Here is a 25,356-nt window from a genome sequence, read left to right as displayed (position 1 = left end):
GATGTTCAGGCATTGGTCAGTGCAATGGCCAGTATTGCGCCACCGCCTTTAGGTCAAACCGAGTTAAGTTCCGAGCAACACAGTCAGTTAGATGCGGTTATTGCTGCTAGTTGGTCATCATTAAACTTATGATATATAGTGCTTATAAATAGCTAACTGTATCATCTTCTTAGAACACTTGTTCCATCGTCAAGCAAGGCGGCATAAGTTAAAATAAGATTTTTAATAAGAATCTGTCTTATGCTGCCGTCAAAACTCGAAATGGGTCTTCATTTGTTACCGAATCATCGGCCTGCAATTTTATTGACCAGACATTCTATTCGTGAACTAGCTGCACCTAATGCCATTGCGGGTTATGATTTACCGCTAACGCCAGAAGGCATTTTGTTAGCAGAGCAATGGGGCGAGCGTTTAACTAGACCCATTCGTGCTTTTTACTCTAGTCCTGTAGGCCGCTGTTTAGATACGGCAAAAGCCATGGCACGTGGTGCGGGCATTGATTTACCCATCACTCAAAGTCATGTCTTGGTAGAACCAGGTTGTTTTGTGCAAAGTGTGCGTAAGGTTGGGGCATTATTTTTACAAATGGGGCCGATTGCGTTTGCTAACCACCATCTACAACAAGATTTAGACGGGGTGCTATCACCCAAAGAAGGGGCAAAAAAAATCATCCACTATCTGTACCACAGCCAACCGCACCTTGATGAGGCTTCGCTGACCGTACATGTCACGCATGACACCATTCTTGCGGCATTTATTTACCATTTACGCCAGCAAACCCGCATATCTGAACAAGATTGGCCAGCGATGATGGAGGGAGTTTGGTTGTGGTTTGACCAAGAGAGGCTTTACTGGGTATGGCGCGGTGAACAGGGACACGTCGCACTGGCTGATTATTTATTCGCTTAGACCTTAAAGGTAGTCTCTATGAGCTATGCACTAGACATTAAAGACCTGACCAAAACCTACAAAAATGGTTTTCAGGCATTAAAGGGCATCAATTTACGTGTAGAGCAAGGCGATTTTTTTGCTTTACTTGGGCCAAATGGTGCAGGAAAGTCCACTACGATTGGCATTATCAGTTCGTTGGTCAAAAAAACGACAGGTTCGGTGAATATATTTGGTTATGACTTAGATAAAAATTTGTCTTTAGCCAAACAACAATTAGGGGTTGTGCCTCAAGAGTTTAACTTTGGCCAGTTTGAAAAAGTGATTGATATTCTGGCTACACAAGCAGGTTACTATGGTATAGAAAAAAATATGGCTTATGCCCAAGCCGAAAAGTACCTTAAAAAATTAGGTATTTGGGAAAAACGTGACCAGCAAGCGCGTATGTTATCAGGCGGTATGAAGCGGCGCTTAATGATTGCTCGTGCGATGGTACATGAGCCTAAATTATTGATTTTAGACGAGCCAACCGCAGGGGTAGATATTGAGTTACGCCGTTCGATGTGGGATTTTTTGACTGAAATCAATCAACAGGGCACAACGATTATTCTCACTACGCATTATTTAGAGGAAGCAGAAATGCTCTGTCGCAATATTGCCATTATTGATAAAGGCTTAATTGTTGAAAATACCGACATGAAATCCTTGTTGGCTAAATTAGATGTAGAACACTTTTTGCTAGACTTGCGCGAAGCAGTAACATCCCCGCCACAATTAGCCGATTTCCCCATACGTTTATTGGATGAGCGTACCTTAGAGGTAGCCGTCAACAAAAGCCAATCGTTGAATCAAGTATTTGTTGAATTAAATCAGCAAGGCATAGAGGTGATGAGCCTACGCAATAAAACGAACCGTCTAGAAGAGTTATTTGTCTCTATGGTCGAAAGAAATCTGCAACAAAAAACATCCTAACTCGGTAGGTTATGGGTAATGCCAGTCAGTTACGCCATTTTTGCCGACTTCGACTCCGCTCAGTCAACGCAAAAATGCGCCCTGAGCTTGGCCAGCTCTGAGCCAGCCGAAGGGTCGAAGGGCAGTTTTTAAGTGCCAATTTTTCTTAACTGACCAGCATTAGTAGGTTATGGGGACTTTTGAATAGATACAGCCGATAGTCAAGATACAAGCGACCATCACGTAAGTCCTAAATTGAGTCGATTACAATATGAGTAGTTTATGAACAATTCTGCTATTTGGGTGGCTTTTGAAACCATTGTCACTAAAGAAATTCGTCGTTTTATGCGTATTTGGGTACAAACCTTATTACCACCTGCCATTACCATGTGCTTATACTTTGTCATTTTTGGCAATATTGTTGGTAGTCGTGTTGGGCAAATGGGCGGCTTTGACTATATGCAATACATTGTCCCTGGTCTGATTATGATGTCGGTGATTACGAACGCCTATTCGAATGTGGTATCGAGCTTTTATAGTGCTAAATTTCAGCGCAGTATCGAGGAGTTATTGGTGTCGCCCGTACCGTACTCCGTTATTTTGTCGGGGTATATTGTTGGGGGCATTACGCGTGGCTTGTTGGTTGGATTGATTGTCACTATTTTATCGTTATTTTTTACCCATTTAGCGGTTCATCACGTACTCATTATTATTTATTCGGTGCTGATAACGGCAACTTTGTTTTCGATTGGTGGTTTTATCAACGCGGTATATGCCAAATCCTTTGATGATATTTCGATTGTACCGACTTTTGTTTTAACACCGCTCACCTATTTAGGCGGCGTGTTTTATTCCATAGATAATTTATCGCCTTTTTTTCAAACCTTATCTCAGCTTAATCCGATTGTCTATATGGTCAATGCCTTCCGCTATGGCATCTTGGGTGTCAGTGACGTCAACATCACCGTATCATTAACCTTTATTACCCTTGCGACCATCGGCTTATATCTGTATGCCCTGCATTTATTAAAAACAGGTAAAGGCATGAAGGAGTAATTTATGTTTGGTTATCAAAAAACAGCCTTAGGCAAAGATACCGAGTACTACCGCGATTATCGCCCACAAGTGTTATGTCCCTTGCCGCGTCAGGATGGCAGAGCCGCCTTAGGCCTGATAGGAGACTTACCATTTCAGGGGGTAGATATTTGGCATAATTATGAAGCCTCGTGGTTGAACGCCAAAGGCAAACCACAGGTCGCGATTGTACAACTGACTATCCCTGCGCAGTCGCCATATCTTATTGAGTCTAAATCCTTAAAACTCTATTTTAACTCGTTGAATTTTCACCGTTTTGACTCAGCGCATGCTTATAGTGCCTTAGTAGTGAAGGATTTGAGTCAAGCGGCGGGTGCACCAGTTAGCTTGGAGTTCTTGGCCGTAGACCAACGCTATCAGTCGCAAGGATTAACAGGCACGTGTTTAGATGATTTGGATATTAGCTGTGACGACTATGTGTTGACGGATACCCATTTAGCCTTAGCAACCCCTACGACACATGTAGAAGAAACCGTATATTCGCATTTATTACGCAGTAATTGCCCCGTCACTAATCAACCCGATTGGGGTAGCGTACGTATCCATTACCGTGGCCAGCAGCTAGACCATACCGCGCTGTTACGGTATTTAATTTCTTTTAGGGAACACAATGACTTTCATGAGCAGTGTGTAGAGCGAATTTTTGTCGATATTATGCGACATTGCCAACCACAATGTCTCACAGTTCAGGCATACTATACACGGCGAGGTGGCTTAGATATTAATCCATTTCGCTCAACCCATGAGCAAGCGCATTTTCAGCGTTTAATTAGACAATAGAAGCTCAGATTTCACGCCACGTTTTTGACATAAGTTCTCAAGAGTGACTTGCTAAGTCGTTATATAATAGCGACAATTTCAACGCTATTGTGTTCCACAGGCAAGTAGCTTTTAACTAAGACGTTTAGGGAGTTGTTATGACCGCTTATTTTGGTTTTGCACCTAGCGAAGCTCTGAAAAATGATATTGAAACCTTATTTGCTAATTTAGCGAAAAAAGCACCAGAGCCACAGTATCATTTGTTGAATACTATTTCTATTAAGTTGACAGACGAAATTATTGACAATTTATTGTTAAATTTAGTCGATATGATGCAAAAAAGTGGTGAAGGCGAGGGTGGCGGTCTCTTAAAACTGTTGGGTGGTTTTCTTAAAAAAACCATGCACGGTTTATTAAAAATGATGTTAGGTAAAGCCGACAATGCCGAAGTTAACAAACGTGCTGAATACTTACGTTCACGTTTTTTACAATTACCGAATGATAAAGTACGTATTGGTTTTAAGTTAGACCAAACCGTCTATAATCAATTTGCCGCAGCCTTCAAAGAGGTTGATGCAGGTAACGGTAAGGCAATCACTCAACAATTGATTGGCACTATGAAAACTTTCTCAGACGCTGCCTTGGTTGCCTTCTTTGATGATTTTATCGCTGTTTTAGACTTAGGTATGATTAACCGTAAAGGTGCCAGTGTCGCGCGCGGTTTAATTCATAAAGAAAGCCACAGCACAATTGAAAAATTGATTCCTTCCTTAAAAGATAATCAATTAAAAGAGTTTTCCGCTTATTTCCAAGCGATGTTAGTTGAGCGTTAAATAGAGAATGCAGACCTATTATGCAATACCTTGTCCCGATGGACTGAGACAAAATTTTGCCACCTTGGTGGATAACTTTGAGCGTGGTGTCAAAGACCCGCAAAACAAATTATTGATTGCAGTGGCAAATGACTATACTGATAAAATCATTGAAGTGATGATTTTAGGTAATAGCCAAATGATGGATACGCAGAGTTTGGCAGTCAAGGTGTTGCATAATGTGGCGGGCATCATTCGTGCAACGGCACATGGTCTGATTAAGCAAGTGCTGTATAAAATGTCTAATCAAGAAATGGCGCCGTTAGCAACTCAAATTCGTGCGCGTAAATTGGTGATTGCCGAGCAAGAGTATATAAGCTTTCCTATTCCAGCCAATTTGGCACAAGGCTATAAACACTGTTTTGCTGCGATTAAAGCAGGTGACATATCGGTTAGACCGATGCTCATGGAAAACATGCTCGCATTTTCCGACTTAGCCAATCACTATTTTTATGTAGAGTCGGTGAAGCCGCTAAAATTAGGTCTGATTACCCGAAAAATGGCCGATTTGGGCGGTGTGACTATTAATAAAGCCTCCCATGCGGCTATTAAAAAACTCGTCCCTCAATTAAATCTAGAAGAATTACAAGGCTTTGTAGCGTACTTAGAACCATTTTTTGTGGATGTGCCATAATGCGTATGTTTGTGGCACTCACGCTGTGTTTGGCCTGTCAAAGTCTATTGGCAGACGCTATTACGATAGTGAATCATCAACTACAGCTTAGTTCAATGCCGCAATTTATCGCTCATACTGCCGAGTTAACGCCCGAAAGCCGCGACAGTTTATTGGCAATCAAATCCTTTTTAGAACAAAAAACTTATATTACTACCTTGCGTATTGAGGGGCATGTTGTGTTGACCAATGAGGCAGAAAATCTGGCTTTAAGTCAAGCGCGCGCCCTTGCGATTGGGCAGGGGTTAGTAGCTGTAGGCGTAGACTGTCAGCGTTTGGTCGCCGTCGGATTTGGCAGCACTAAACCGATTGCTCTGAATAGTACCCCTGAAGGGCGAGCCGAAAATAATCGTATTGTTTTTGCCGTCGCTGCTTTGAGGAATCGTGCGATTGGCGGTATGCCCCTAGAAGGTCTAGGGGTGAATGCAGGCGAGTTATGTGCTGTAGCAGACACTAAGACGAACAACTGATTTCTAAATGTTTGCCCCAGTCAGGCGGTAAGTCGGCGTATCGTTCATAGTTTGGATGCTCGTCATAAGGGCGATGGACAAGTGTGAGTAAAATATCCAGTTCACTAAAGTCACCGCGTTCGGCTTTTTCAATCGCTGTTTGTGCCAAGTAATTGCGTAGAATAAATTTAGGATTGACCTGACGCATTGCGGCTTGCCGTTGACTGTCTGTGCTATATTGACTGCCTAATCGTGTACGATAACGATTAAACCAGCCATCAAAGCGTTCACGGTCTAGGCAGTCATCCCGTAACTTACAATGCTTATCTGTCTGTGATACCTCACATAATTGACGTAGGCTACGGCTATAATCCATATTATTTTTCATTAAAATATCTAAAAACTCAAAAACTAACTCGCTGTCTTTATCGTCGGTGCCATCGAGGCCCAATTTGGCATACATGCCTTGATAATAGTGCGTGACTAATATCTGTTCATAACGACCTAAGGCTTCTACAATTTCTGTACGGTCTATTAAGGGCGATAGCGCGTAGGCAAGCGCATTTAAGTTCCATAAGCCGATACTGGGTTGTTGATTCCATGCATAACGCCCCGTATTGTCCGAGTGATTACTGATAAAGCTCGGTTGATAAACATCTAAAAAGCCATAAGGCCCGTAGTCAAAGGTAGCCCCTGTAATAGAAAAATTATCGGTATTCATCACCCCATGTGCAAAACCTACTAATTGCCAGTTAGCAATCATGGTTGCGGTGCGTTCAACAATCTGATTGAGAAGCGCTGTATAGGATTTGTCACTGTCACGGCACAGAGGGTAATGTCTATCAATCACATAATCGGCTAAGGGTTTTAATAAGCTCGGTTGATTATGAAAGACCCACTCAAAATGGCCAAAACGAATATGACTATCTGCCACGCGCACCACGGTTGCTGCACGTTCTAGTTTTTCACGTTGTACTGCTTCTTCAGAGCCAATAATGGCTAATGCACGTGTGGTACTAATGCCTAAGCCATACATCGCTTCACTACATAAGTATTCACGAATTGATGACCGTAAAACGGCACGACCATCACCAAATCGTGAATAGGGTGTTCTCCCAGCGCCTTTTAAGTGAATGTCCCAGCGTTCGCCTTTTTGGTTGACTACTTCACCTAATAATAAGCCACGACCATCTCCGAGTTGCGGATTGTAATGGCCAAATTGGTGGCCACTGTATGTCATGGCTAAACTATGGCTACCCGTGAGCAGTTGCTGGCCGCTAAAAAAAGAGACTAACTCTTCGGGGAGCACGGTCTCTAAATCTAAAAGTTGTGCCGCAAGAGGATTGTAATGAACCAAGTATGGTCTTAAGAGAGGAGTGGGTTTTACTTCGCTATACAGTAATGGCGAAAGTTTACTAAAACTATGGTCAAATGAGAGGGTGTGCAGTGTACTCATGATAGATAAAACTTAAAAGACTCAGCCTAAATAGTCATAGACCCTAACACATTTTGCTAAAAAGTACTTAGGGTCTGTTGACGTTTTTATTGTGGTTGCGAAAAAAGCTATTTTTTAGAGGATACACGGCGTTAATCACGTGATTGGGTTATTCCAACTAAGCGATGAACAACAAAGTAGTCTCAAAAAATCGTTCTTTCCCTTTGGGTTGCATTAAAAATTGACTCATTCTGCGTGACAAAACTGGCCAATAGAACGACTATTCACTGCGTTTTGTGCCTTGCCTGAGCCAATTTTTATCAGCAACGCGGCTCACACGCCAAACGTCAACAGACCCTAATTTTTAGCAATATATCGACACTTAGGAAAGCCAGAACAAGCCAAAAAAGTTTGACCATCACTCTTGCGTTGGCGTTGTACAAGTGGCTCTTGGCATTTGGGGCAGTTGGTAGCACTGTTTGCATTTGTATTGATTGCGGTTTGAGGTATTACTTTTTTAGCTTTGTATGTTTTGGGCGTGATGGCTTTAGCTGGTGTACAGGCACGTAAAATGATGGGGGTATTGGCAGCTAGTTGTACTAACTCTCTGAGTTGTGCCTGTTGTTTGGCTAAAAAATCATCAGGTGAGAGGCCATCGTTTTCGATGGCACTTAACTCTTGTTCCATCATGGCCGTTAAAATTGGGCTTTTCACCGATTTAGGTAAGGCTTTGATGAGGTCTTTACCTGTATCGGTGGCGAGAATTTGTTTCCCCTTACGTTCAATAAAACCACGGTCTAATAAGGTTTGAATAATACTCGCACGGGTGGCTTCTGTACCTAAGCCCGCGTTTTCTTTCAATAACTTTAGCCATTTGTTGTCAACATCTTTGCTTTTAGCGCTAATCACTCGGTGTACACTTTCCATATCACTAATCAATGTGCCGTCGGTGTAGGCTTTGGGGGCTTGTGTTTGTTTTTGTTTTGCTTCTGTCGCTAAGTTATGTCCGACTTCTTGCGGCTGTACAGGCGGAAGTTTTTGCTCTTGTAACTCATCTTCTGGCGTATCATCGATGGGGGTTTTGGTTTTGCTAGGCGGATATAACGCTTTCCAACCTTCTTTGAGAGGGACTGAACCTGTCGCCTTAAAATCATGCTCAGCAAAGCGTGCGACAATTTCCGTTTTTTCATATTCATAGGCAGCAAAAAACTGTGCCAAATACGCTCTCACAATTAAGTCATAGACTTTTTGTTCTTTCGTGTTGAGTTGGCTAATATTCATACCATTGCCTTGAACAGGAATAATTGCATGGTGTGCACTGATTTTTTTATCATTCCATGCTGCCGATTTTAGGGTGGTATTCGCCAACGATAGTAAGGGCTGTAAGGCAGGATATATTTGGCTCAGTGCTTGCAAAATCGTTGCAGCCTCAGCGTGTTGTGACTCAGGTAAGTAGTCGCAATCCGTTCTAGGGTAGGATGTCAATTTATGCTTTTCGTAGAGTGCTTGACAAATCGTTAACACGTCGTCGGCCTGTAGCCCAAATTTCGCGTTCGCTTCTTTTTGTAACCGAGACAAACGATAAGGCAATGGGGGTGCAGTTTTTAGCTTTTTAGCCTCCACTTGGCTAATAATACCTGTGGCGGGTAGATTAAGTATCTGCTCGGCATCAGCGATATCGGTAATTTTACCATCGGGATATTTATCTCGTAACTCAGGTTTAGCAAGCCATGTAGCCCAAAAGCTGCCTGCTGCGACCCCCACGTGCAGCATCGGCACATAGTAGGTTTTACTGACAAACTGACTAATGTCTTGGTCGCGCATGACAATCAAGGCCAGCGTTGGTGTTTGTACACGCCCTATACTGACCACGCCTTGATAATCGTGTTGCTGTGCGGCTAAGGTAAATGCGCGTGACAAATTGATACCCACTAACCAATCCGCAATCGCTCGTGTTTGTGCGGCTGCAAATAAGAGCTGATAGTGTTGATTATCTTTCAGATTGGCTAAGGCTTTTTGAATAGAGTGGCTATCCTGAGCCGCCAGCCAAAGCCGTTTGACGGGCTTACGAAAGCGATAATGTCGAATCACCCATTCTACTAATAATTGGCCTTCTCGGTCGGGGTCGCCTGCGTGAATCACTTCATCGGCTGTTTTTAATAAACTGGCAATAATTTTAAGTTGTTTGCTAATGCCTTTGTCTTTTTTGGCAACGACGGCGATTTTATCAGGCAAAATAGGTAAATCCGCCGCGCGCCATTTTTGGAAACGTTCATCATAGTGTTGAGGTTCAGCCAAACTAAATAAATGGCCAAAACACCATGTCACCTGATACTGAGCAACGCTTAAAAACCCGTCTTCACGTTTGGCTTTCCCTAAATATTTCGCTAATTCCTGAGCGACTGAGGGTTTTTCGGCAATAATGAGCGTAGGCATAAAAATACCTTAATGAATTGCAATACCATCAACCAGTAATCGTTGAATGGCAATCGCTAAACCTTGTTGTTCATCAGGATTAGGATTACTCAAAAAGCGTAAGGCACAAACCAAAATCATGCCAACGACTGCATGACCTGTGGATTGACAATCTAAATCTTTTCTAAAGTAACCCAGTTTGACGCCATTAATCATATAGGCCGCCACTAACTGTCCACCCCAATCAATTAAGTTCATTAAGCGTTTGGTCATGTCGGCATCAATCGAGGTGGCTTCTAGCAAAATCAGTCGAGCAATCGCAGGGTTAGCCGTCAACACGTCAGACAAACGGTTGGCAATCCGTGCACATTGTTCTTTGTAGGCTTCTAAGGATGTCACCGCATCAGGTGCATTTTCGGCCTCTAGCGTCGCAATAATTTTGGTGGCGATGTCATCAATGACATGTTCCAAAATATCGCGTTTATTGGTGAAGTGACGATAAAACGTGCCATGACCAATTCCCAACCGTTTAGCAATATCAGAAATAGCGGTTTGATGATAACCACGTTCAGCAAACTCGATAAAAGCGGCCTGCAAAATATCACTGCGTAATTGTTGGCGATTGCGTTCAGCACGGCTCAAAGAGCTATCGTCATTCATGGCATATAACCTAGGTTTTTATATCATTTAGCAGATTAACGGTTCTATTCACTCTAGTTATCTCTCTGTGTGCGAGAGGGCGTAGAGGTTTGAATTTATTACTAAAGAATAACACAAGATTCATACTAATAAATAAAAATTGACAATAAATTCTAAATGTGACATCTTGTTCCGTATTGGAATTGTATGTCCGTATTGTAAGTTTGGGGTGAAAGATGACAGCAAATGCACAAAATCTTGGCCAATCAGTCGCTAAGGGTCAAAAAACAAAATTATGGCAAGTCATTGTCATTGGTAGCGGTTTTGCAGGCTTGGGAGCAGCCATTAAATTGCGTGAGGCAGGCATTAAGGATTTTATTGTCCTAGAAAAAGCCAATGAATTGGGTGGGGTATGGCGCGAGAACACCTATCCAGGTTGTGCGTGTGATGTGCCATCATCGTTGTATTCGTATTCTTTTGCCCCCAATCCGCATTGGTCACGCGTCTTTGCTGAACAAGCCGAAATTAAAGCCTATTTGCAAAAAGTAGCGCAAGATTATGGGGTAATACCGCATATTCATATGCAACAAGAAATGTTGGATGCCGCATGGGATAATCAAGAAAATCTTTGGCGTGTAAAAACTCAAGACCAAGAATATCAAGCACGTTTTGTGATTATGGCCTGTGGGCCGATGCACGAGCCTGTCTATCCCAAAATTAAAGGCTTAACTGAGTTTAAAGGCACGATTTTTCATTCAGCACGTTGGCGACATGATTATGATTTAACAGGCAAACGTGTTGCAGTGATTGGTACAGGCGCATCAGCGATTCAGTTTGTGCCAAAAATTCAACCCAAAGTAGCAGAACTGGTGTTGTTTCAACGCACTCCACAATGGATTTTGCCTAAATTAGACCAAGCCTTACCACCAATTGCCCAAAAACTGTTTAAGCATTTGCCGTTAACCCAATTAGCGATGCGTGGCGCAATCTATAGCGTTTTTGAAACCTTAAATGGTGGCATGCATCATCCAAACGTGATGAAACAATTTCAGCGTTTAGCTTTATTTAACCTACATAAAACCGTTAAAGACCCTGTTTTACGCAAAAAGTTAACTCCCAATTTTATTATTGGCTGTAAACGTGTGTTGCAATCGAATGAATGGTATCCCGCCATGATTCAGCCCAATGTGACTCATGTGTTTGAGGGTGTTAAAGAAATCAAAGCGCATAGTATTGTCGGTGATGATGGGGTGGAAAGACCTGTAGATGCGATTATTTTGGGGACAGGTTTTGAAATTAGTGCGCCACCGATTGCGCAACGGGTGCGTGGTGTCACAGGTAAAAGTATGGCTGAGGTATGGCAGGGCAGCCCTGAAGGCTATATGGGGACGATGGTGGCAGGTTGTCCGAATGGCTTTTTAATGTTTGGCCCTAACTTAGCAGTGAGTTCTTCAGCATTTTTAATCATTGAAGCGCAACTGACTTATATTGTCGATGCCCTCAAACAAGCGGAACAATATGGCTTAGTGAAAATAGAAGTTGACCCTGTTCGCCAACAACAATTTAACCAAACGGTACAAGCAGCTTTGCAAAATACAGTGTGGAACAAAGGCGGTTGTCAGAGCTATTTTATTGATGTTAATGGTCGAAATAGTACCTTGTGGCCGTGGTCAACCATCGAAATGCGTAAACAACTGAGTAAATTTAACCTAAATGAATATTTAGTTAAAACCGAGGTGACAGCATGAGCCGCCAACTACAACATATTTTAATTACAGGTGCAGCAGGAGCAATTGCCTCAGCAATTACCCAAATTTTGGCACAACGCTATCCGCAAGCCCATTTTACCTTGATTGATATTAATGAACAGGCATTACAGCAACGGGTACAAGCGTTGGGTAATCGAGCCAGTTATGCCTTATGGGATTTGTTTAAACCTGAGCAATTGGCCGAACAATGGCAAAAAATAAGGCAAAATAAGCCAGTTGATTTATTGGTGAACTGTGCAGGCATTATGGACATTATTAGTTTTCAAGGCACAGGTTGGCAGTTGGGCTGGAAGTTGTTGTCCGTTAACTTGATTAGTCCTTTACGGTTAATGGATTTGGCTTTAGCCGATATGCCTGCGGGTGGCGGTATTATCAATATTGCGAGCATGGCAGGTCGTGTGCCAATTACAGGCTGTGCGTATTACAGTGGTGCAAAAGCAGGTATCGCTATGGCCTCCGAAATTGCCCACAACGAACTCAAAGAACGCAATATTCATGTGTTAACCGTTTATCCTGGCCCAATTTTTTCGGGTTTGGAAGCTCATGCACGCGGTCAAGTTAAACAAGGCATGGTGTCAAAATTGATTCCAACAGGCCAAGCTCAAGATATTGCCCAAGAAATTGTTGACAGTTTTCAGCGTAAGAAAGTGCGGGTGATTTATCCCAAAGCCTATGCCGTGGCGCATTATTTTAATGCGATGTCGCAATGGTTTGTGGCGGCATTTAGTCCTAAACCACTGAAATAAGAGAAAGCAATATGAGTTTACAACAGCAAATTACCACCCACATCGTTAAACAAAGTTTAAGAGCCAGTTTTAAGTTTACCAGTACCTTACCTTTACCTGTCAGTGCTTTAAGAACAGGTATGGAGTTGGGGGCAAGTTTATTTCCTGTCAATCAACAAGTGGGTGTGAATGGTACGGTGATTGGTGGGGTAGCGGCAGAGTTAGTCAGTAGCCAGCCCAAAGCCAAACAAGTCATTTTGCATTGTCATGGTGGTGCATTTTTTACAGGCTCAGCCAAAACTCATCGTGCTTTAGCCAGTGATTTAAGCGTGTTGAGTGGTGCAGATGTTTATATGCTCGATTATCGTTTAGCCCCTGAACATCCATATCCTGCTGCTGTTGATGATGCCTACAGTGCTTATATGGCTTTATTAGATAAAGGTTATCAAGCACAGCAAATTATCTTGGCTGGCGATTCAGGTGGCTGTGCGCATATTCTCAATCTTGCTTTACGCTTGCCAGAAAAAGGCCAAGATTTGCCTGCGGCTTTAGTAATGATTTCGCCCTTTGTTGATTTAACCTTAAGTATGCCGTCTGTTGTACGTCATAAACGTGTAGACCCAATGGTCACCGCACATGCCTTAAAACGTGGTGCTGATGCTTATCGTGGTCAAATTGCGGCTAATGATAAACGTGTGTCGCCTTTGTTTGCCGATTTAACAGGTTTACCACCGTTATTGATTCAAGTGGGTGAGCAAGAGATTTTATTGGATGATGCCTTAGCTTTAGAACGTAAAGCGCGAGCAGCTGGGGTAGAGGTGACTTGTGAAGTTTATGAGAGTATGTGGCATAACTTTCAAATGTTTAGCCAGTTTGTGCATAAAGCAGATTTTGCCTTGCAGCAAATAGGACAGTTTGTAAAACGATATGCATAAAAAAAGAGCCTAACGGCTCTTTTTTTATAAGCGACACATGTTATGTTTAGGCAGGTATGGGTTGAACCATTTGCTGCATCAATAATTGCATACGCTTACTTTGCATTTTTAAGCGATATTCAATTTCATTAAAGCGCGTTTTGAAGGCCGCATCTTCCCATTTTTGCATAACCGCTTCTTTCTTCTCGTTATACCATTCTTCTTTAAGTTTGCCCCATTCGTTCATCGTCAGCACAAAAGCGTCATATTCTTGAGCGATACGTTGTTTTAAGGCTTCAATATCAACGTTAGGTAATAAACGCTGTTTTTGTTCTAACTGCTCTTGTGCGCGTTTGAATTGCATCATCAGTTGCGCCTTACGAATGGTAAAGTTGGGAATACGTTTTAAGTTACGAGTTAAGCCCACACAAGATAAGGCAAAAATTAACCATTTTGTAGGGTCAAATTGCCACCATTTAACCCCATTACGGTAGTCATATTGAAAGATATGGTGAAAGTTATGATAGCCTTCTCCATAAGTGAGCAAAGCTAACCAAAAGTTATCACGCGCTGTATTTTCGTCAGTGTAAGGACGATTTCCCCACATATGTGCCAAGGAGTTGATAAAGAACGTGAAGTGATGGCTTAATACTAAGCGCAATAAACCTACCAATAAAACCCCACCCCAAAAGTCACCAATCGCATAACCTACTAACATAGGAACGGCAATATTCATTAATAATACTAAGGGTAAATAGTATTTATGTTGGAACATGACAATTTTGTTTTTTAATAAATCGGGGCTGTTACTATAGTCGAGTTGGCCAGAAGGATAGTCGCGTAACATCCAACCAATATGAGAAAACCAAAAACCACGCTTTGCAGAATAGGGGTCTTTGTCCACATCATCAACAAAACGGTGATGCACACGATGACCCGACGCCCAATTCAAAATGCTATTTTGTATGGCCGCTGTTCCCCATAACATGAGTACGATTTGTACTGACCAATGGGCATCATAGGCTTTGTGCGCCCATAAGCGATGATAGCCCGCGGTAATGCCCAGACCATTCATATACAAATAAACCACCATCAGTACCCATGCACTGGTACTAAAATCATGATTCATGGCATACCAAGGAATAGCAATTAAGGCGGCAATTGGCGTCGATAATAATACGATAGCCGCTAGCCAGTTAACAGGGGGTTTTGGGTGTTGACTCATTAAGACGCTCCAGACGCATAAAGCGGGCGAGAGTCTAGTTTCACAAAAATACTAAACCCCCATGTTTTGATAGTTTGTCACTATCTTCATTACATTTATAAACATCAGACGATGTCTTAAATGTGTCGCATCAGCTAGGCACATTTAATAATAACGGCATGACAGTACCGTGAATTAGTAACTACACCTAACCAATTAGCGCATATAAATAGTAAAAGTGTAATGCCTATACCGTCATCTTGCCACGAAAATTCTGACTATTTTCTGCGTTTCAATCGCTAAGATTGAGACGCTATTCCAGATGAATAGCGTCGCAGGTAGCAGGCATTCAACGTTTGAGCAGAAGACGGCTGTTTGTATTTTGAGCAAATAAAATACACTTGTATTTTATTTGTCTATTGTAGCAGCTTTTTTATGAAAAGCGACGTCTTTCTGCGGGCGCTAAGACCTTACATTGCGTGCTTATCGTTGCAATTAAGTTTAAAATCGCAGGTAAGCCCGCCCCAAGTAAAAATTTACCTGTGGTCAACACGCTCGCAGAAATATCACGGTCTGGGTCTGCCCAGCAAAATATGCAGGTGTAACCCAAATGACCAAAGGCATTGGGTGTATTGATACCGTACAAGCCTACGGGTTTAGCACCCAGCATCGGCCCCATCGCATACCGCATAGGTAACAGTAATTTGGCATCAATTTCGGGTTTAGAAACTTCGATGGTGGCACGGCGTATGGTTTTAGGGTCGAATAATTGTTTATCCTGATATCGTCCGCCATCTAATAACATTTGAAAAAAACGACTTGCTTGTTCTGCCGTAGCAAAAATATTACCCGCAGGGCAAATAGTGTCCATAAATTGTGGGTCATTGGTGTAGTGTTCGGCGTCTTCCATCGACCCGCCAAGGATATTGCGTAAAAAAGCATCCATCACAAAAATGGGTTTAACGCCTGTACTGTAATTGAGCGCAACTTGTTCACGATGCTCGGGGGCTAAACCAAAATTAAAACTCGGCATATCCATGGGAATACTGATTTTTTCGGCCATAAACTCTCGGCAGTCTTTGCCTGTCACACGTTTGATAATTTCACCTAAAATATAACCCGCAGTGAGCGCATGATAGGCTGCACGATAGCCACTGGGTGCGATGGGTTTGGCCTTATAAAGTAAATCTAAGGCTGCGTCTGGGTTAAACAAGAGTTTGGGGTCTGTGCCTTTGGGTAAACTGGGAATGCCTCCACGATGGGCAAGTAGATGATAAATCGTGGCATTACGTTTGCCATTGACCCCATATTCAGGAATGTAATTACTAATTGGGTCGAGTAGGTCAATTTCGCCCATTTCATCTAACAAATGTATCAACATCGCAGTCACTACTTTCGAGGCTGAAAATAAACAAATGCGTGTATCGGGTGTAGCTAATACTTTGGGCGTGTCCAGTGTATCTTCTGGCCCATTGCCACGGGCATGGCCAATGGCACGGTTCAATACAATGTGTCCTTTTTTACGAATACAGATACTGATGGCAGGTGATGCGCCCGTTTTGTAAAGTAATTCGGCTGCCTGCCAGATGCGGTCACGTTGTTTAAGCGATAAGCCCACACTTTCTGGATTAACTTCTGTTTGTGAGTCGTAAGAGGTGACACTGGCTACATCGGGCGTCACATAACAACTATTTAATGACAGTAATTTCATATAAAAACCTAGAGACCACAATTAATTGGGAGGGCGACGATGATTGGTTGGTGGCGGTGTATCTTGTCGACTGCTACGCGGCTCTCGAACGGGACGCGTTTGAAACAAACGGGTTAATGGGCGAGTGAGTGCTGTCACCTCGCTTAAGCCCGAAAGTTTGTCTACGGATTCGCGCATCATCGACACTTCATCTAGCTGTACAGTAATCCTAAAGATGACCATTAATAACTCTAACACCATGCGGCAGGCAGAAATCCAAATTAAAAATATAAGCGGTGATAAGCATAAATAAAACAGTCCCAACCAAGGGTTGGTCATAAAACCGTCAACGACAAAAAATACCAAACCGCCTGTCGTCGAAATCAAGATAAACAAATAACAGAGCGGGATAATTTGCAGGCTAATATAATGACTAAAATTGAGGTCAAATAATAAAGTCTTGAGATATAAACCGATTGCCTCAAGCATTTTAAGTAAATTTGTCATGCCGCTCTCTAGGGTCTGTTGACGTTTTGATTGTGGTTGCGAAAGAGACTGTTTTTTAGAGGATACGAGGCGTGAATCGCGTAGTTTGGTTATTCCAAATAAGCGATGAACAACAAAGTAGCCTCAAAAAATAGCTCTTTCCCTGTGGGTTGCATTAAAAATTGGCTCATTCTACGTGACAAAACTTGCCAATAGAACGACTATTAACTGCGTTTTGTGCCTTGCCTGAGTCAATTTTTATCAGCAACGCGGCTCACACGCAAAATGTCAACAGACCCTAGTGTATCTAGCTAATATAGGCCGATTTTGGCACATTTTTGCTAGTTTTAGGGCATTTGAGCATAACGTGTGTTGTGTAGGAATGGAATTGTTTGCGTGGGCCAATTTGACGAGAAAGCAATAGTTGACAGCTTGATGGGGGCTATCTCTTCTCTTGAAATAAGAGAAGAGATGTTTAGGGAGTATCAGCGCGCTTGTCCATCTATAGATTGACCATGTACGCCTTTGCCGTCAGCACCCATTAAAAATAAAAACAGTGGCATTAAGGCACTGGGTGGTGTGACATGAATAGGGTCTTCGGCAGGATATGCCTTAGCACGCATCGCCGTGCGTGTTGCCCCTGGATTGATACAATTCACGCGAATGGCGGTTGTATTGGCTAATTCTTCGGCAAATAACTGGCTTAAGCCTTCAACCCCAAATTTAGAGACTGAATAAGCGCCCCAGAATGCACGTGCTTTGCGGCCAACGCTGCTACTTAAAAAAATCAATGAGGCATCAGGCGCACGTTTGAGCAGGGGTAATAATTGTTGAGTCAGCATAAACGGGGCGCGTAAGTTTATTTTCATCACCTCATCCCATGTATCGGGATTGTACATCTCAAGCGGGGTAATATCGCCTAAAATGCCTGCACAATGCACAATGCCATCTAAACGGCCTAATTCATTTTCTATGCTGATAGCCAGTTGTTCAAACTCAGCCAGTGTTGCTGAGCTAAAGTTGATGGGAATAATGGCAGGTTGCGCACCGCCATCGGCTTCAATTTCATCGTAAACGTGGTCTAATTTGTGGAGGTCACGACCTAATAAAATAACTGTCGCACCGTATTGAGCATAGGTTTTGGCCACAGTACGTCCAATACCATCACTCGCGCCAGTAACAAGAATGACGCGGTCTTTTAATAAATCCGCAGGTGCTTGGTAATTACGCATATCGGCGAGATTCATAATGGTTCTCACGAATTAAAAAAATGGATCAGTTCAGCAACGGTCTGTACACAATGGTCAGCTTGCCAATCTTCAATATGTTCACCTGCAACAATATAGCCAAAACCCACGGCGATTGTCGTCATGTTAGCATTGTTGCCTGCTTGAATATCACGAATATGGTCACCTACATAGACGGAATTTTCGGTAGTCACCCCTAGCTTTTTACACGCCAGATATAAGGGTTCGGGGTCGGGCTTGGTACGACTAACATCATCAGGACAAACTAACACGGCACAGCGTTGGTCTAGGTGTAACCCTTTTAATAGCGCTTCGCTATAAACACGGGGTTTATTGGTGACGATACCCCAAGGAATACCCCGTTGCTCCAATTGGCTCAATAATGTCTCTAAACCGTCAAATAAACGACTCTCTTGGTCTAAGCCTAGACCATAATTATCTAAAAATTGCTGACGTAATTGTATAAATTCGGGTGAGTCTACAGCGTGTTCAGGAAAGCCAACTTGAATCATCGCGCGCGCGCCTGCGGACACAGCAGCACGAATCACGGCATTCTCTAATGCGGGTTTACCCTGTGTTTGTCTTAAGGCATTGAGTATACGAATAAAATCGGGTGCGGTATCGACCAACGTACCATCTAAATCAAATAAAACGGCCTCTATGTGTTGACTCATACCTCAGCTCTCGTATAGACCATATAATTCACATCCACATTAGGGGCTAACCAGTAATATTTAGTGATGGGGTTATAGTGTAAACCAATACTTTCTTTTAGATTGAGTTGCGCTTGACGAATCCAAGTTGCTAACTCAGAAGGCCGAATAAATTTTTTATAGTCATGTGTGCCTTTAGGTAAGAGTTTAAGAATGTACTCTGCACCCAAAATCGCGAAGACATACGATTTAGGATTACGGTTAAGTGTCGAAAAAAAGACATGGCCATTAGGTTTGACTAACTGCTGACAGGCTTTAATGATTGAGGCAGGGTCGGGTACATGCTCCAACATTTCCATACAGGTCACCACATCAAAGCTATGTGCTTGTTCGGCTGCAAGTTGTTCAACAGGAATTTGTTGATACTGAATATTATTGACCCCAGTTTGCTGCGCGTGTAATTGAGCAACAGCCAATGGCGCTGCGCCCATATCAATACCTAATACTTCTGCACCACGACGCGCCATGGACTCGGCTAAAATACCACCGCCACAACCGACATCTAAAACACGCTTACCCGCGAGTTGTACACGTTCATCAATCCAATTAAGCCGTAGGGGGTTGATTTGATGTAAAGGTTTAAATTCTGAGTTTTGATCCCACCATTTGGCTGCCAAGGCTTCAAATTTGGCAATTTCTGAGGGGTCAACATTTAAGTGGCTTATCGTGTGACTCATGCGCACCGCTCCACATCAGGCAGGATTTTTGACATCCTATAAGGTTAAAAATTACACCCATCATGCGATAAGGCAATAGGGCGGTGTTATTTGACTAGAGTATAACGAAAAAGCGCTCTGACTTGATAACACATTACTATGGCAATTAACATTTTGATGAGACAGGCAGTTTTTTGTCTGTAATTTAATCAATGGCTTGCTGTTGTAGGACAGCTACTCTGAGTGGCTTTAGTTTTATCAAAGCCCTTCGTAACGCCCTTAAAAACAACGATTCAGTCTCAAGATGAGCTTTTCGTTGTCTGAGTCATCGTTTGTCGTTTATCGCTTAGAAAACGTGCGAATTTAGCGGGATTTAGTGTGCAGAACATTCCCCCATTTGCGTAACTTGTGTTATATTTCAGCGCTTAATAACAGACTCTCCGAATGGATACGCCATTAATTTTGCCGCCTGTTTTTTCCTGTCTTCGTGTACCTCAATCGCTACGCTAAGCGTATTGCAGTAAACAGAAAAAGAAATAGGTATAGCGCGTGTCAGTCTTATAAAAGCTAATCAAAATTCCTTTTGAGAATACGTATGACCGAATTTGCCCCTGAAATCGTCCCCGTCAATATCGAAGACGAATTACGTCAATCGTATTTAGACTACGCCATGAGCGTGATTGTTGGCCGTGCCTTACCTGATGTACGTGATGGATTAAAACCTGTACACCGTCGTGCCTTATTTGCGATGCACGAATTGGGCAATGACTGGAATAAAGCCTACAAAAAATCGGCACGTGTGGTTGGTGATGTCATCGGTAAATACCATCCACATGGCGATACGGCCGTTTATGATACGATTGTGCGTATGGCGCAGCCATTCAGCTTACGTTATTTATTAGTGGATGGTCAGGGTAACTTTGGTTCGGTCGATGGTGATGCACCAGCCGCGATGCGTTATACCGAAGTACGTATGACCCGTTTAGCGCACGACCTATTAGCTGACCTCGAAAAAGACACGGTTGATTGGGCACCTAACTACGATGGCAGTGAGATGATTCCCTCTGTACTGCCAACCCGTATTCCCAACTTATTGATTAATGGCTCGTCGGGTATTGCAGTGGGTATGGCCACCAATATTCCCCCTCATAATCTCACCGAAGTTATCAATGCTTGTTTGGCTTATGTAGATGATAACAGCATTACCGTCGAAGGCTTGATGCAGTATGTGACAGGGCCAGACTTCCCAACAGGTGCGATTATCAATGGCCGTAGTGGTATCATTGAAGCCTACAAAACAGGTCGTGGCCGTATTCATATTCGTGCACGTCATCATGTCGAAACGGACAATAAAACAGGTCGTCATACTATTGTTTTTACAGAAATTCCTTATCAGTTAAACAAAGCACGCGTGATTGAAAAAATCGCCGAGTTGGTCAAAGAAAAGAAACTCGAAGGCATCAGTGAGTTGCGTGATGAGTCTGATAAAGACGGTATGCGTATTGTCATTGAATTAAAACGTAATGAAGTACCTGACGTGGTGGTCAATAATCTCTTTGCGCATACGCCTTTAGAGTCTTCGTTTAGTTTTAATATGCTTGCCTTGCAAGATGGACAGCCTAAATTACTCAATCTACGCGATTTAATCTCATCGTTTATTCGTCATCGTCAAGAAGTTGTCACGCGTCGTACGGTATATGAGCTGCGTAAAGCGCGTGAGCGTGGCCACATTGTTGAAGGTTTAGCGGTTGCCTTAGCCAACATTGATGAGGTCATTGAACTGATTAAAACCTCGGCCAACGGGGCACAAGCCAAAGAACGCTTGTTAGATAAAGTCTGGAAAGAAGGCGGTGTTTTGGCCTTGTTGGAGCGTGCAGGTGATAAAAATGCGTGTCGTCCAGAAGGCTTGCCTGAATATTTAGGTCTGTTAGAGAATGGCTATAAATTATCGGCCGACCAAGCCCAAGCGATTTTAGACTTACGTTTGCACCGTTTAACAGGCTTAGAGCAAGATAAGCTCATGGCCGAATACGAAGAATTATTGGGTAAAATCAGTGAGTTGTTGGCTATTTTGGCAGATGCTAAATTGTTGATGGACGTGATTCGTCACGAGTTAAAATTAGTCCTCGATACCTATGGCGACGCCCGTAAAACCGAAATTATTGCGTCACGTTTAGATTTGAGTATTGAAGACCTCATTACCGATGAGCAAGTGGTCTTAACCATTTCGCATACAGGGTATGCCAAAATTCAGCCATTGAGTGACTATAGAGCGCAAAAGCGGGGTGGTCGAGGCAAGTCTGCAACCTCCATGAAAGATGAAGATTATGTCGAACATCTGTTGGTAGCGAGTACCCATGATACGGTCTTGTGTTTTACCTCCTTAGGGAAAGTCTATTGGATTAAAGTTTATGACTTGCCACAGGCGGGGCGTGGTGCTAAAGGCAAGCCTTTGGTGAATTTATTGCAATTGGTTGATGACGAAAAAGTCACCGCGATTTTGCCACTACGCGAATACGCCGAAGGTCAATTTGTATTTATGGCTACCGCCGATGGCACCGTCAAACGTGTGGAATTATCGGCGTTCTCTAGACCGCGAGCGAATGGTTTAATTGCCATTGAGTTGGATGGGGATAATGAACTGATTGGTGTGGCGGTGACAGACGGTCATCAAGACATCATGCTGTTTAGTAATTTAGGTAAAGCGATTCGTTTCCGTGAAAGTGATGTCCGCTCTATGGGACGTACCGCCATGGGGGTACGCGGCATGCGTTTGCCTGACGGTGGTCGTATTGTGTCGATGGTGGCTGTACCTTATAGTGCAGACGGCGAGCCCGTGTTAGTACCTGCCGATGAGGACGCCTTAACAGAGCATCTTGACGACGCAGAAGTCACGCTTGATACCCACGATGAAGACTTAAGCGATGAAAATGAAGACCTCGTGTTAGATGAACACCAAGCTCAAGTGTTAATTGCCTGTGCCAACGGTTATGGTAAACGTACGCCAATCAATAAGTTTACGTTACGTAAACGCGGTGGACAGGGTATCTTGGCCATCCAAACCAATGAACGTAATGGTGAGTTAGTCTCAGCCGTTGTTGTTGCTGAACGTAGTGATATTTTGTTGATTTCTGATTTGGGCACCTTGGTACGTACGCGTGTTGGCGAGGTGTCGGTGCAGTCACGTAATGCACAAGGCGTGACGCTCATTCGTATGAGTGATGACGAACAATTAGTGGGCGTAGTTTGTCTAGAAGTACCCGATGAGGAAGAAGTTCTAGCTGAAAATGCCGAGGCGACATCTGATGAGGCTGTTGTTGGTGACCTATCATCAATACAAGATGCGGAAGATGCCAATACTGACCCGATTGAAGCTGAATAGAGCCTGTTCAATCAAAGCGGCTGATATCAGCCGCTTAATTTTTTGTTATTAGGTGAGACGACTGGGTAAATAAGCCCCGTTGACGTAGACACCTAGAGGTGTTAATCAAAGGTAACTGTTATGCGAGCTTATAATTTTTGTGCAGGTCCTGCGGCTTTACCAGAAGCCGTGTTGCAACAAGCACAAGCGGAGTTAGTCAATTATCACGGTAAAGGCTTATCAGTAATGGAGATGAGCCATCGTAGTGCCGATTATGTGGCCATTGCTGAGCAAGCCGAACAGGATTTGCGTGATTTACTAGCCATTCCGTCCAATTATAAAGTCCTATTTTTGCAAGGTGGTGCGTCACAACAATTTGCCATGATTCCCATGAATCTACTGCGTGGTAAAAGCAGTGCTGATTATGTCAATACAGGCATGTGGTCGGACAAAGCCATTAAAGAAGCTAAAAAGTTTTGTCAGGTGAATGTTGTCGCCAGCGATGAAAGTAATCACTTCAGAGCAGTGCCCGCCTTTGAGTCTTGGCAGTTAAACTCGGATGCCGCGTATTTACATTACACGCCAAATGAAACGATTCACGGCGTACAATATGATTTTATTCCTGAGGTCGATGTGCCCTTAGTGGCCGATTTTTCCTCTATCATCCTCGCCGAACCCCTTGATGTCTCTAAATTTGGCTTGATTTATGCGGGTGCACAAAAAAATATTGGTCCTGCGGGTTTAGTGGTTGTCATTGTCCGTGAAGATTTGTTGGGCGATGTGCTCAAAGGCACACCCACGATGTTGGATTATAAAATCCATGCCGACAATGCTTCTATGTATAACACGCCATCCACTTATGCATGGTATTTATCGGGTTTGGTCTTTAAGTGGTTAAAAGCCGAAGGTGGCTTGTCCGCAATGGCAGAAGTGAATCGTCGTAAAGCGGCTAAACTCTACGCTGCTATTGATGCCAGCGAGTTCTATGCGAATCCTGTCGCCAAACCTAACCGCTCGATGATGAACGTTCCCTTTACCTTAGCCAATCCCGCTTTAGATAAAGTCTTCCTCAAAGAAGCTGAAGCGAATGGCTTACTTAACTTAGCTGGGCATCGTTCGGTAGGCGGTATGCGCGCCAGTATTTATAATGCCGTACCTGAAGCAGCCGTTGATACCTTAGTCAGTTTTATGACTGACTTTGCTAAACGTCACGGTTAATATTTTGAGAGAACAGGTGAGATGAGCGAGCAACGTCCAACATTAGCAGAGTTAAGACAACGGATTGATAAAATCGACCAAGATATTCATCAATTGATTAACCAGCGTGCAGTCTGTGCGCAACAAGTGGCCGAAGTTAAAAAAGCGGAAGACCCCACGATAAAAAGTTTTTATCGTCCTGAGCGTGAAGCACAGGTATTGCAAATGGTGATGCAGCGTAATCAAGGCCCTTTAGCAGGTGAAACTGTTGCTCGTTTATTTCGCGAAATTATGTCGGCGTGTTTGGCCTTAGAATCACCACTCAATATTGCTTTTTTAGGGCCAAACGGTACGTTTACCCATGCTGCTGCGCTCAAGCATTTTGGTCATGCTGCTTTAACACAACCCTTAGCGACGATTGACGAAGTGTTTCGTGAAGTAGAAGCGGGCAGTGTGAACTATGGCGTCGTGCCTGTGGAAAACTCCTCTGAAGGGGTAGTCAACCATACTTTAGACTGTTTTATGGCCTCCTCACTGAAGATTATTGGCGAAGTGGAGTTACGCATTCACCAAAATTTACTAGTAGCTAAAGGCACTCAAATTAAGCATATTTCGCGTATTTACTCTCATCAGCAATCCTTAGCGCAATGCCGTAAATGGTTGGATGCCCATTTTCCAAAAGTAGAGCGGGTGGCAGTATCGAGCAATGCTGAAGCGGCGCGTATGGTGAAAAGTGAGTGGCACTCCGCCGCGATTGCGGGTGAAACAGCCGCAGAGTTATACGACTTAACGATTCTTCATGCCAATATTGAAGATAATCCTAACAATACCACACGTTTCTTAATTATTGGGACAGAAGAAGTACCTGCCAGTGGTGATGATAAAACCTCGTTAATTGTTGCCGCACATAACGAAGCGGGCGCGTTGTATCATATTTTAGAGCCGTTTTATCGCCATAATATTTCTTTAACACGCATTGAAACACGTCCTGCTCAAAATGATATTTGGTCGTATGTGTTCTTTATTGATTTTGAAGGTCATCAACAACAACCCCATGTAAAAGTGGTTCTGGATGAAATTAAAGCACGAGTTAGGGAAATGCGTATTTTAGGCTCGTATCCTAAAGCAGTGTTGTAGCTTCGACTACGCTCAGCTATCACAACACTTCACTCAGTTAACAAATGTACCCTGAGCGGAGTCGAAGGGTGGTGCTTAATA

22 protein-coding genes are annotated in these 25,356 nt (G+C 43.2%); 13 read left to right on the top strand and 9 right to left on the bottom strand.

Going from position 1 to position 25,356, the window contains the following annotated elements; translation table 11 throughout:
* Nucleotides 1-240: 240 nt before the first annotated feature.
* From C8N29_RS09870 to C8N29_RS09840, 7 genes are all read left to right on the top strand, one after another.
* Nucleotides 241-909 carry a histidine phosphatase family protein gene (locus tag C8N29_RS09870; protein ID WP_107865887.1) on the top strand — a complete coding sequence of 223 codons (669 nt, stop codon included), beginning with the start codon at nt 241-243 and terminating at the stop codon, nt 907-909.
* A gap of 18 nt (nt 910-927) precedes the next feature.
* Nucleotides 928-1,860, top strand: a complete 933-nt coding sequence (locus tag C8N29_RS09865) for an ABC transporter ATP-binding protein (RefSeq protein ID WP_107865886.1) — start codon at nt 928-930, stop codon at nt 1,858-1,860.
* Between the two features lie 261 nt (nt 1,861-2,121).
* Nucleotides 2,122-2,895 carry an ABC transporter permease gene (locus C8N29_RS09860; protein ID WP_107865885.1) on the top strand — a complete coding sequence of 258 codons (774 nt, stop codon included), beginning with the start codon at nt 2,122-2,124 and terminating at the stop codon, nt 2,893-2,895.
* Between the two features lie 3 nt (nt 2,896-2,898).
* Nucleotides 2,899-3,714 carry an NADPH-dependent 7-cyano-7-deazaguanine reductase QueF gene (gene queF / locus C8N29_RS09855; RefSeq protein WP_107865884.1) on the top strand — a complete coding sequence of 272 codons (816 nt, stop codon included), beginning with the start codon at nt 2,899-2,901 and terminating at the stop codon, nt 3,712-3,714.
* 137 nt (nt 3,715-3,851) lie between these two features.
* Nucleotides 3,852-4,526 carry a hypothetical protein gene (locus C8N29_RS09850; protein ID WP_107865883.1) on the top strand — a complete coding sequence of 225 codons (675 nt, stop codon included), beginning with the start codon at nt 3,852-3,854 and terminating at the stop codon, nt 4,524-4,526.
* 7 nt (nt 4,527-4,533) lie between these two features.
* On the top strand, nt 4,534-5,199 hold the full coding sequence (locus C8N29_RS09845) for a hypothetical protein (RefSeq protein ID WP_107865882.1): 666 nt from the start codon (nt 4,534-4,536) through the stop codon (nt 5,197-5,199).
* The gene (locus C8N29_RS09840) at nt 5,199-5,708 is read left to right on the top strand and encodes an OmpA family protein (RefSeq protein ID WP_107865881.1); all 510 of its coding nucleotides are present in this window, start codon (nt 5,199-5,201) and stop codon (nt 5,706-5,708) included. The genes C8N29_RS09845 and C8N29_RS09840 overlap by 1 nt, the downstream gene beginning before the upstream one ends.
* Here the strand turns inward: C8N29_RS09840 and C8N29_RS09835 are convergent.
* The 3 genes from C8N29_RS09835 to C8N29_RS09825 form a co-directional block, all read right to left on the bottom strand.
* Nucleotides 5,692-7,143 (bottom strand): protein adenylyltransferase SelO, encoded by a 1,452-nt coding sequence (locus tag C8N29_RS09835; protein ID WP_107865880.1) that lies wholly within the window; start codon nt 7,141-7,143, stop codon nt 5,692-5,694. The genes C8N29_RS09840 and C8N29_RS09835 overlap by 17 nt on opposite strands.
* Before the next feature lie 336 nt (nt 7,144-7,479).
* Entirely contained in the window at nt 7,480-9,558 is a 2,079-nt protein-coding gene (locus C8N29_RS09830) for a DNA topoisomerase 3 (RefSeq protein ID WP_107865879.1), read from the bottom strand.
* Between the two features lie 9 nt (nt 9,559-9,567).
* Complete coding sequence (locus C8N29_RS09825) at nt 9,568-10,197, bottom strand: TetR/AcrR family transcriptional regulator (protein ID WP_107865878.1); 630 nt, start codon at nt 10,195-10,197, stop codon at nt 9,568-9,570.
* Nucleotides 10,198-10,412: 215 nt separating this feature from the next.
* Here C8N29_RS09825 and C8N29_RS09820 point away from each other — a divergent pair, with 215 nt between their 5' ends.
* Genes C8N29_RS09820 through C8N29_RS09810 form a run of 3 tightly spaced genes read left to right on the top strand, consistent with a single transcriptional unit; the run spans nt 10,413 to nt 13,605 of the window.
* Nucleotides 10,413-11,924, top strand: coding sequence for a flavin-containing monooxygenase (locus C8N29_RS09820; RefSeq protein WP_107865877.1), 1,512 nt, complete (start codon nt 10,413-10,415; stop codon nt 11,922-11,924).
* The gene (locus C8N29_RS09815; RefSeq protein ID WP_107865876.1) at nt 11,921-12,691 is read left to right on the top strand and encodes an SDR family NAD(P)-dependent oxidoreductase; all 771 of its coding nucleotides are present in this window, start codon (nt 11,921-11,923) and stop codon (nt 12,689-12,691) included. The genes C8N29_RS09820 and C8N29_RS09815 overlap by 4 nt, the downstream gene beginning before the upstream one ends.
* A gap of 11 nt (nt 12,692-12,702) precedes the next feature.
* On the top strand, nt 12,703-13,605 hold the full coding sequence (locus C8N29_RS09810) for an alpha/beta hydrolase (protein ID WP_107865875.1): 903 nt from the start codon (nt 12,703-12,705) through the stop codon (nt 13,603-13,605).
* A 46-nt stretch (nt 13,606-13,651) separates the two neighbouring features.
* Here C8N29_RS09810 and C8N29_RS09805 read toward each other — a convergent pair whose 3' ends face one another.
* From C8N29_RS09805 to ubiG, 6 genes are all read right to left on the bottom strand, one after another.
* Complete coding sequence (locus C8N29_RS09805) at nt 13,652-14,809, bottom strand: fatty acid desaturase (RefSeq protein ID WP_107865874.1); 1,158 nt, start codon at nt 14,807-14,809, stop codon at nt 13,652-13,654.
* A gap of 412 nt (nt 14,810-15,221) precedes the next feature.
* Nucleotides 15,222-16,499, bottom strand: a complete 1,278-nt coding sequence (locus C8N29_RS09800) for a serine hydrolase domain-containing protein (RefSeq protein ID WP_107865873.1) — start codon at nt 16,497-16,499, stop codon at nt 15,222-15,224.
* A gap of 21 nt (nt 16,500-16,520) precedes the next feature.
* A complete protein-coding gene (locus C8N29_RS09795) occupies nt 16,521-16,985 on the bottom strand; it encodes a DUF4282 domain-containing protein (protein ID WP_107865872.1) in 465 nt (154 codons plus the stop codon).
* Between the two features lie 464 nt (nt 16,986-17,449).
* Nucleotides 17,450-18,196, bottom strand: coding sequence for a YciK family oxidoreductase (locus C8N29_RS09790; protein ID WP_107865900.1), 747 nt, complete (start codon nt 18,194-18,196; stop codon nt 17,450-17,452).
* A gap of 23 nt (nt 18,197-18,219) precedes the next feature.
* A complete protein-coding gene (locus tag C8N29_RS09785) occupies nt 18,220-18,873 on the bottom strand; it encodes an HAD family hydrolase (RefSeq protein ID WP_107865899.1) in 654 nt (217 codons plus the stop codon).
* A gap of 8 nt (nt 18,874-18,881) precedes the next feature.
* Entirely contained in the window at nt 18,882-19,589 is a 708-nt protein-coding gene (gene ubiG / locus C8N29_RS09780) for a bifunctional 2-polyprenyl-6-hydroxyphenol methylase/3-demethylubiquinol 3-O-methyltransferase UbiG (protein ID WP_107865898.1), read from the bottom strand.
* Nucleotides 19,590-20,175: 586 nt separating this feature from the next.
* Between ubiG and gyrA the strand changes: the two genes are divergently transcribed.
* The 3 genes from gyrA to pheA all read left to right on the top strand — a co-directional run bounded on the left by gyrA (nt 20,176) and on the right by pheA (nt 25,275).
* Nucleotides 20,176-22,962 (top strand): DNA gyrase subunit A, encoded by a 2,787-nt coding sequence (gene gyrA / locus C8N29_RS09775; protein WP_107865871.1) that lies wholly within the window; start codon nt 20,176-20,178, stop codon nt 22,960-22,962.
* A 120-nt stretch (nt 22,963-23,082) separates the two neighbouring features.
* The gene (gene serC / locus C8N29_RS09770; protein WP_107865870.1) at nt 23,083-24,159 is read left to right on the top strand and encodes a 3-phosphoserine/phosphohydroxythreonine transaminase; all 1,077 of its coding nucleotides are present in this window, start codon (nt 23,083-23,085) and stop codon (nt 24,157-24,159) included.
* 21 nt (nt 24,160-24,180) lie between these two features.
* Complete coding sequence (gene pheA / locus C8N29_RS09765; RefSeq protein WP_107865869.1) at nt 24,181-25,275, top strand: prephenate dehydratase; 1,095 nt, start codon at nt 24,181-24,183, stop codon at nt 25,273-25,275.
* Nucleotides 25,276-25,356: the final 81 nt, after the last annotated feature.

Origin of the sequence: Agitococcus lubricus (assembly GCF_003051055.1) — a bacterium.
Lineage (GTDB): Bacteria > Pseudomonadota > Gammaproteobacteria > Pseudomonadales > Moraxellaceae > Agitococcus > Agitococcus lubricus.
The sequence above is the reverse complement of the archived record's forward strand: the minus strand, read 5'-3'. Positions and strand labels throughout refer to the sequence as shown.

Bases quoted from the DNA above. Each gene is read 5' to 3' on its own strand.
- C8N29_RS09820 (WP_107865877.1), top strand. From the start codon at position 10,413: ATGACAGCAAATGCACAAAATCTTGGCCAATCAGTCGCTAAGGGTCAA.
- C8N29_RS09845 (WP_107865882.1), top strand. From the start codon at position 4,534: ATGCAGACCTATTATGCAATACCTTGTCCCGATGGACTGAGACAAAAT.
- C8N29_RS09790 (WP_107865900.1), bottom strand. From the start codon at position 18,196: ATGCGTAATTACCAAGCACCTGCGGATTTATTAAAAGACCGCGTCATT.
- C8N29_RS09815 (WP_107865876.1), top strand. From the start codon at position 11,921: ATGAGCCGCCAACTACAACATATTTTAATTACAGGTGCAGCAGGAGCA.
- C8N29_RS09835 (WP_107865880.1), bottom strand. From the start codon at position 7,143: ATGAGTACACTGCACACCCTCTCATTTGACCATAGTTTTAGTAAACTT.
- C8N29_RS09870 (WP_107865887.1), top strand. From the start codon at position 241: ATGCTGCCGTCAAAACTCGAAATGGGTCTTCATTTGTTACCGAATCAT.
- C8N29_RS09825 (WP_107865878.1), bottom strand. From the start codon at position 10,197: ATGAATGACGATAGCTCTTTGAGCCGTGCTGAACGCAATCGCCAACAA.
- C8N29_RS09865 (WP_107865886.1), top strand. From the start codon at position 928: ATGAGCTATGCACTAGACATTAAAGACCTGACCAAAACCTACAAAAAT.
- C8N29_RS09850 (WP_107865883.1), top strand. From the start codon at position 3,852: ATGACCGCTTATTTTGGTTTTGCACCTAGCGAAGCTCTGAAAAATGAT.
- C8N29_RS09810 (WP_107865875.1), top strand. From the start codon at position 12,703: ATGAGTTTACAACAGCAAATTACCACCCACATCGTTAAACAAAGTTTA.
- C8N29_RS09805 (WP_107865874.1), bottom strand. From the start codon at position 14,809: ATGAGTCAACACCCAAAACCCCCTGTTAACTGGCTAGCGGCTATCGTA.
- serC (WP_107865870.1), top strand. From the start codon at position 23,083: ATGCGAGCTTATAATTTTTGTGCAGGTCCTGCGGCTTTACCAGAAGCC.
- queF (WP_107865884.1), top strand. From the start codon at position 2,899: ATGTTTGGTTATCAAAAAACAGCCTTAGGCAAAGATACCGAGTACTAC.
- C8N29_RS09840 (WP_107865881.1), top strand. From the start codon at position 5,199: ATGCGTATGTTTGTGGCACTCACGCTGTGTTTGGCCTGTCAAAGTCTA.
- pheA (WP_107865869.1), top strand. From the start codon at position 24,181: ATGAGCGAGCAACGTCCAACATTAGCAGAGTTAAGACAACGGATTGAT.
- C8N29_RS09800 (WP_107865873.1), bottom strand. From the start codon at position 16,499: ATGAAATTACTGTCATTAAATAGTTGTTATGTGACGCCCGATGTAGCC.
- C8N29_RS09860 (WP_107865885.1), top strand. From the start codon at position 2,122: ATGAACAATTCTGCTATTTGGGTGGCTTTTGAAACCATTGTCACTAAA.
- C8N29_RS09795 (WP_107865872.1), bottom strand. From the start codon at position 16,985: ATGACAAATTTACTTAAAATGCTTGAGGCAATCGGTTTATATCTCAAG.
- gyrA (WP_107865871.1), top strand. From the start codon at position 20,176: ATGACCGAATTTGCCCCTGAAATCGTCCCCGTCAATATCGAAGACGAA.
- C8N29_RS09830 (WP_107865879.1), bottom strand. From the start codon at position 9,558: ATGCCTACGCTCATTATTGCCGAAAAACCCTCAGTCGCTCAGGAATTA.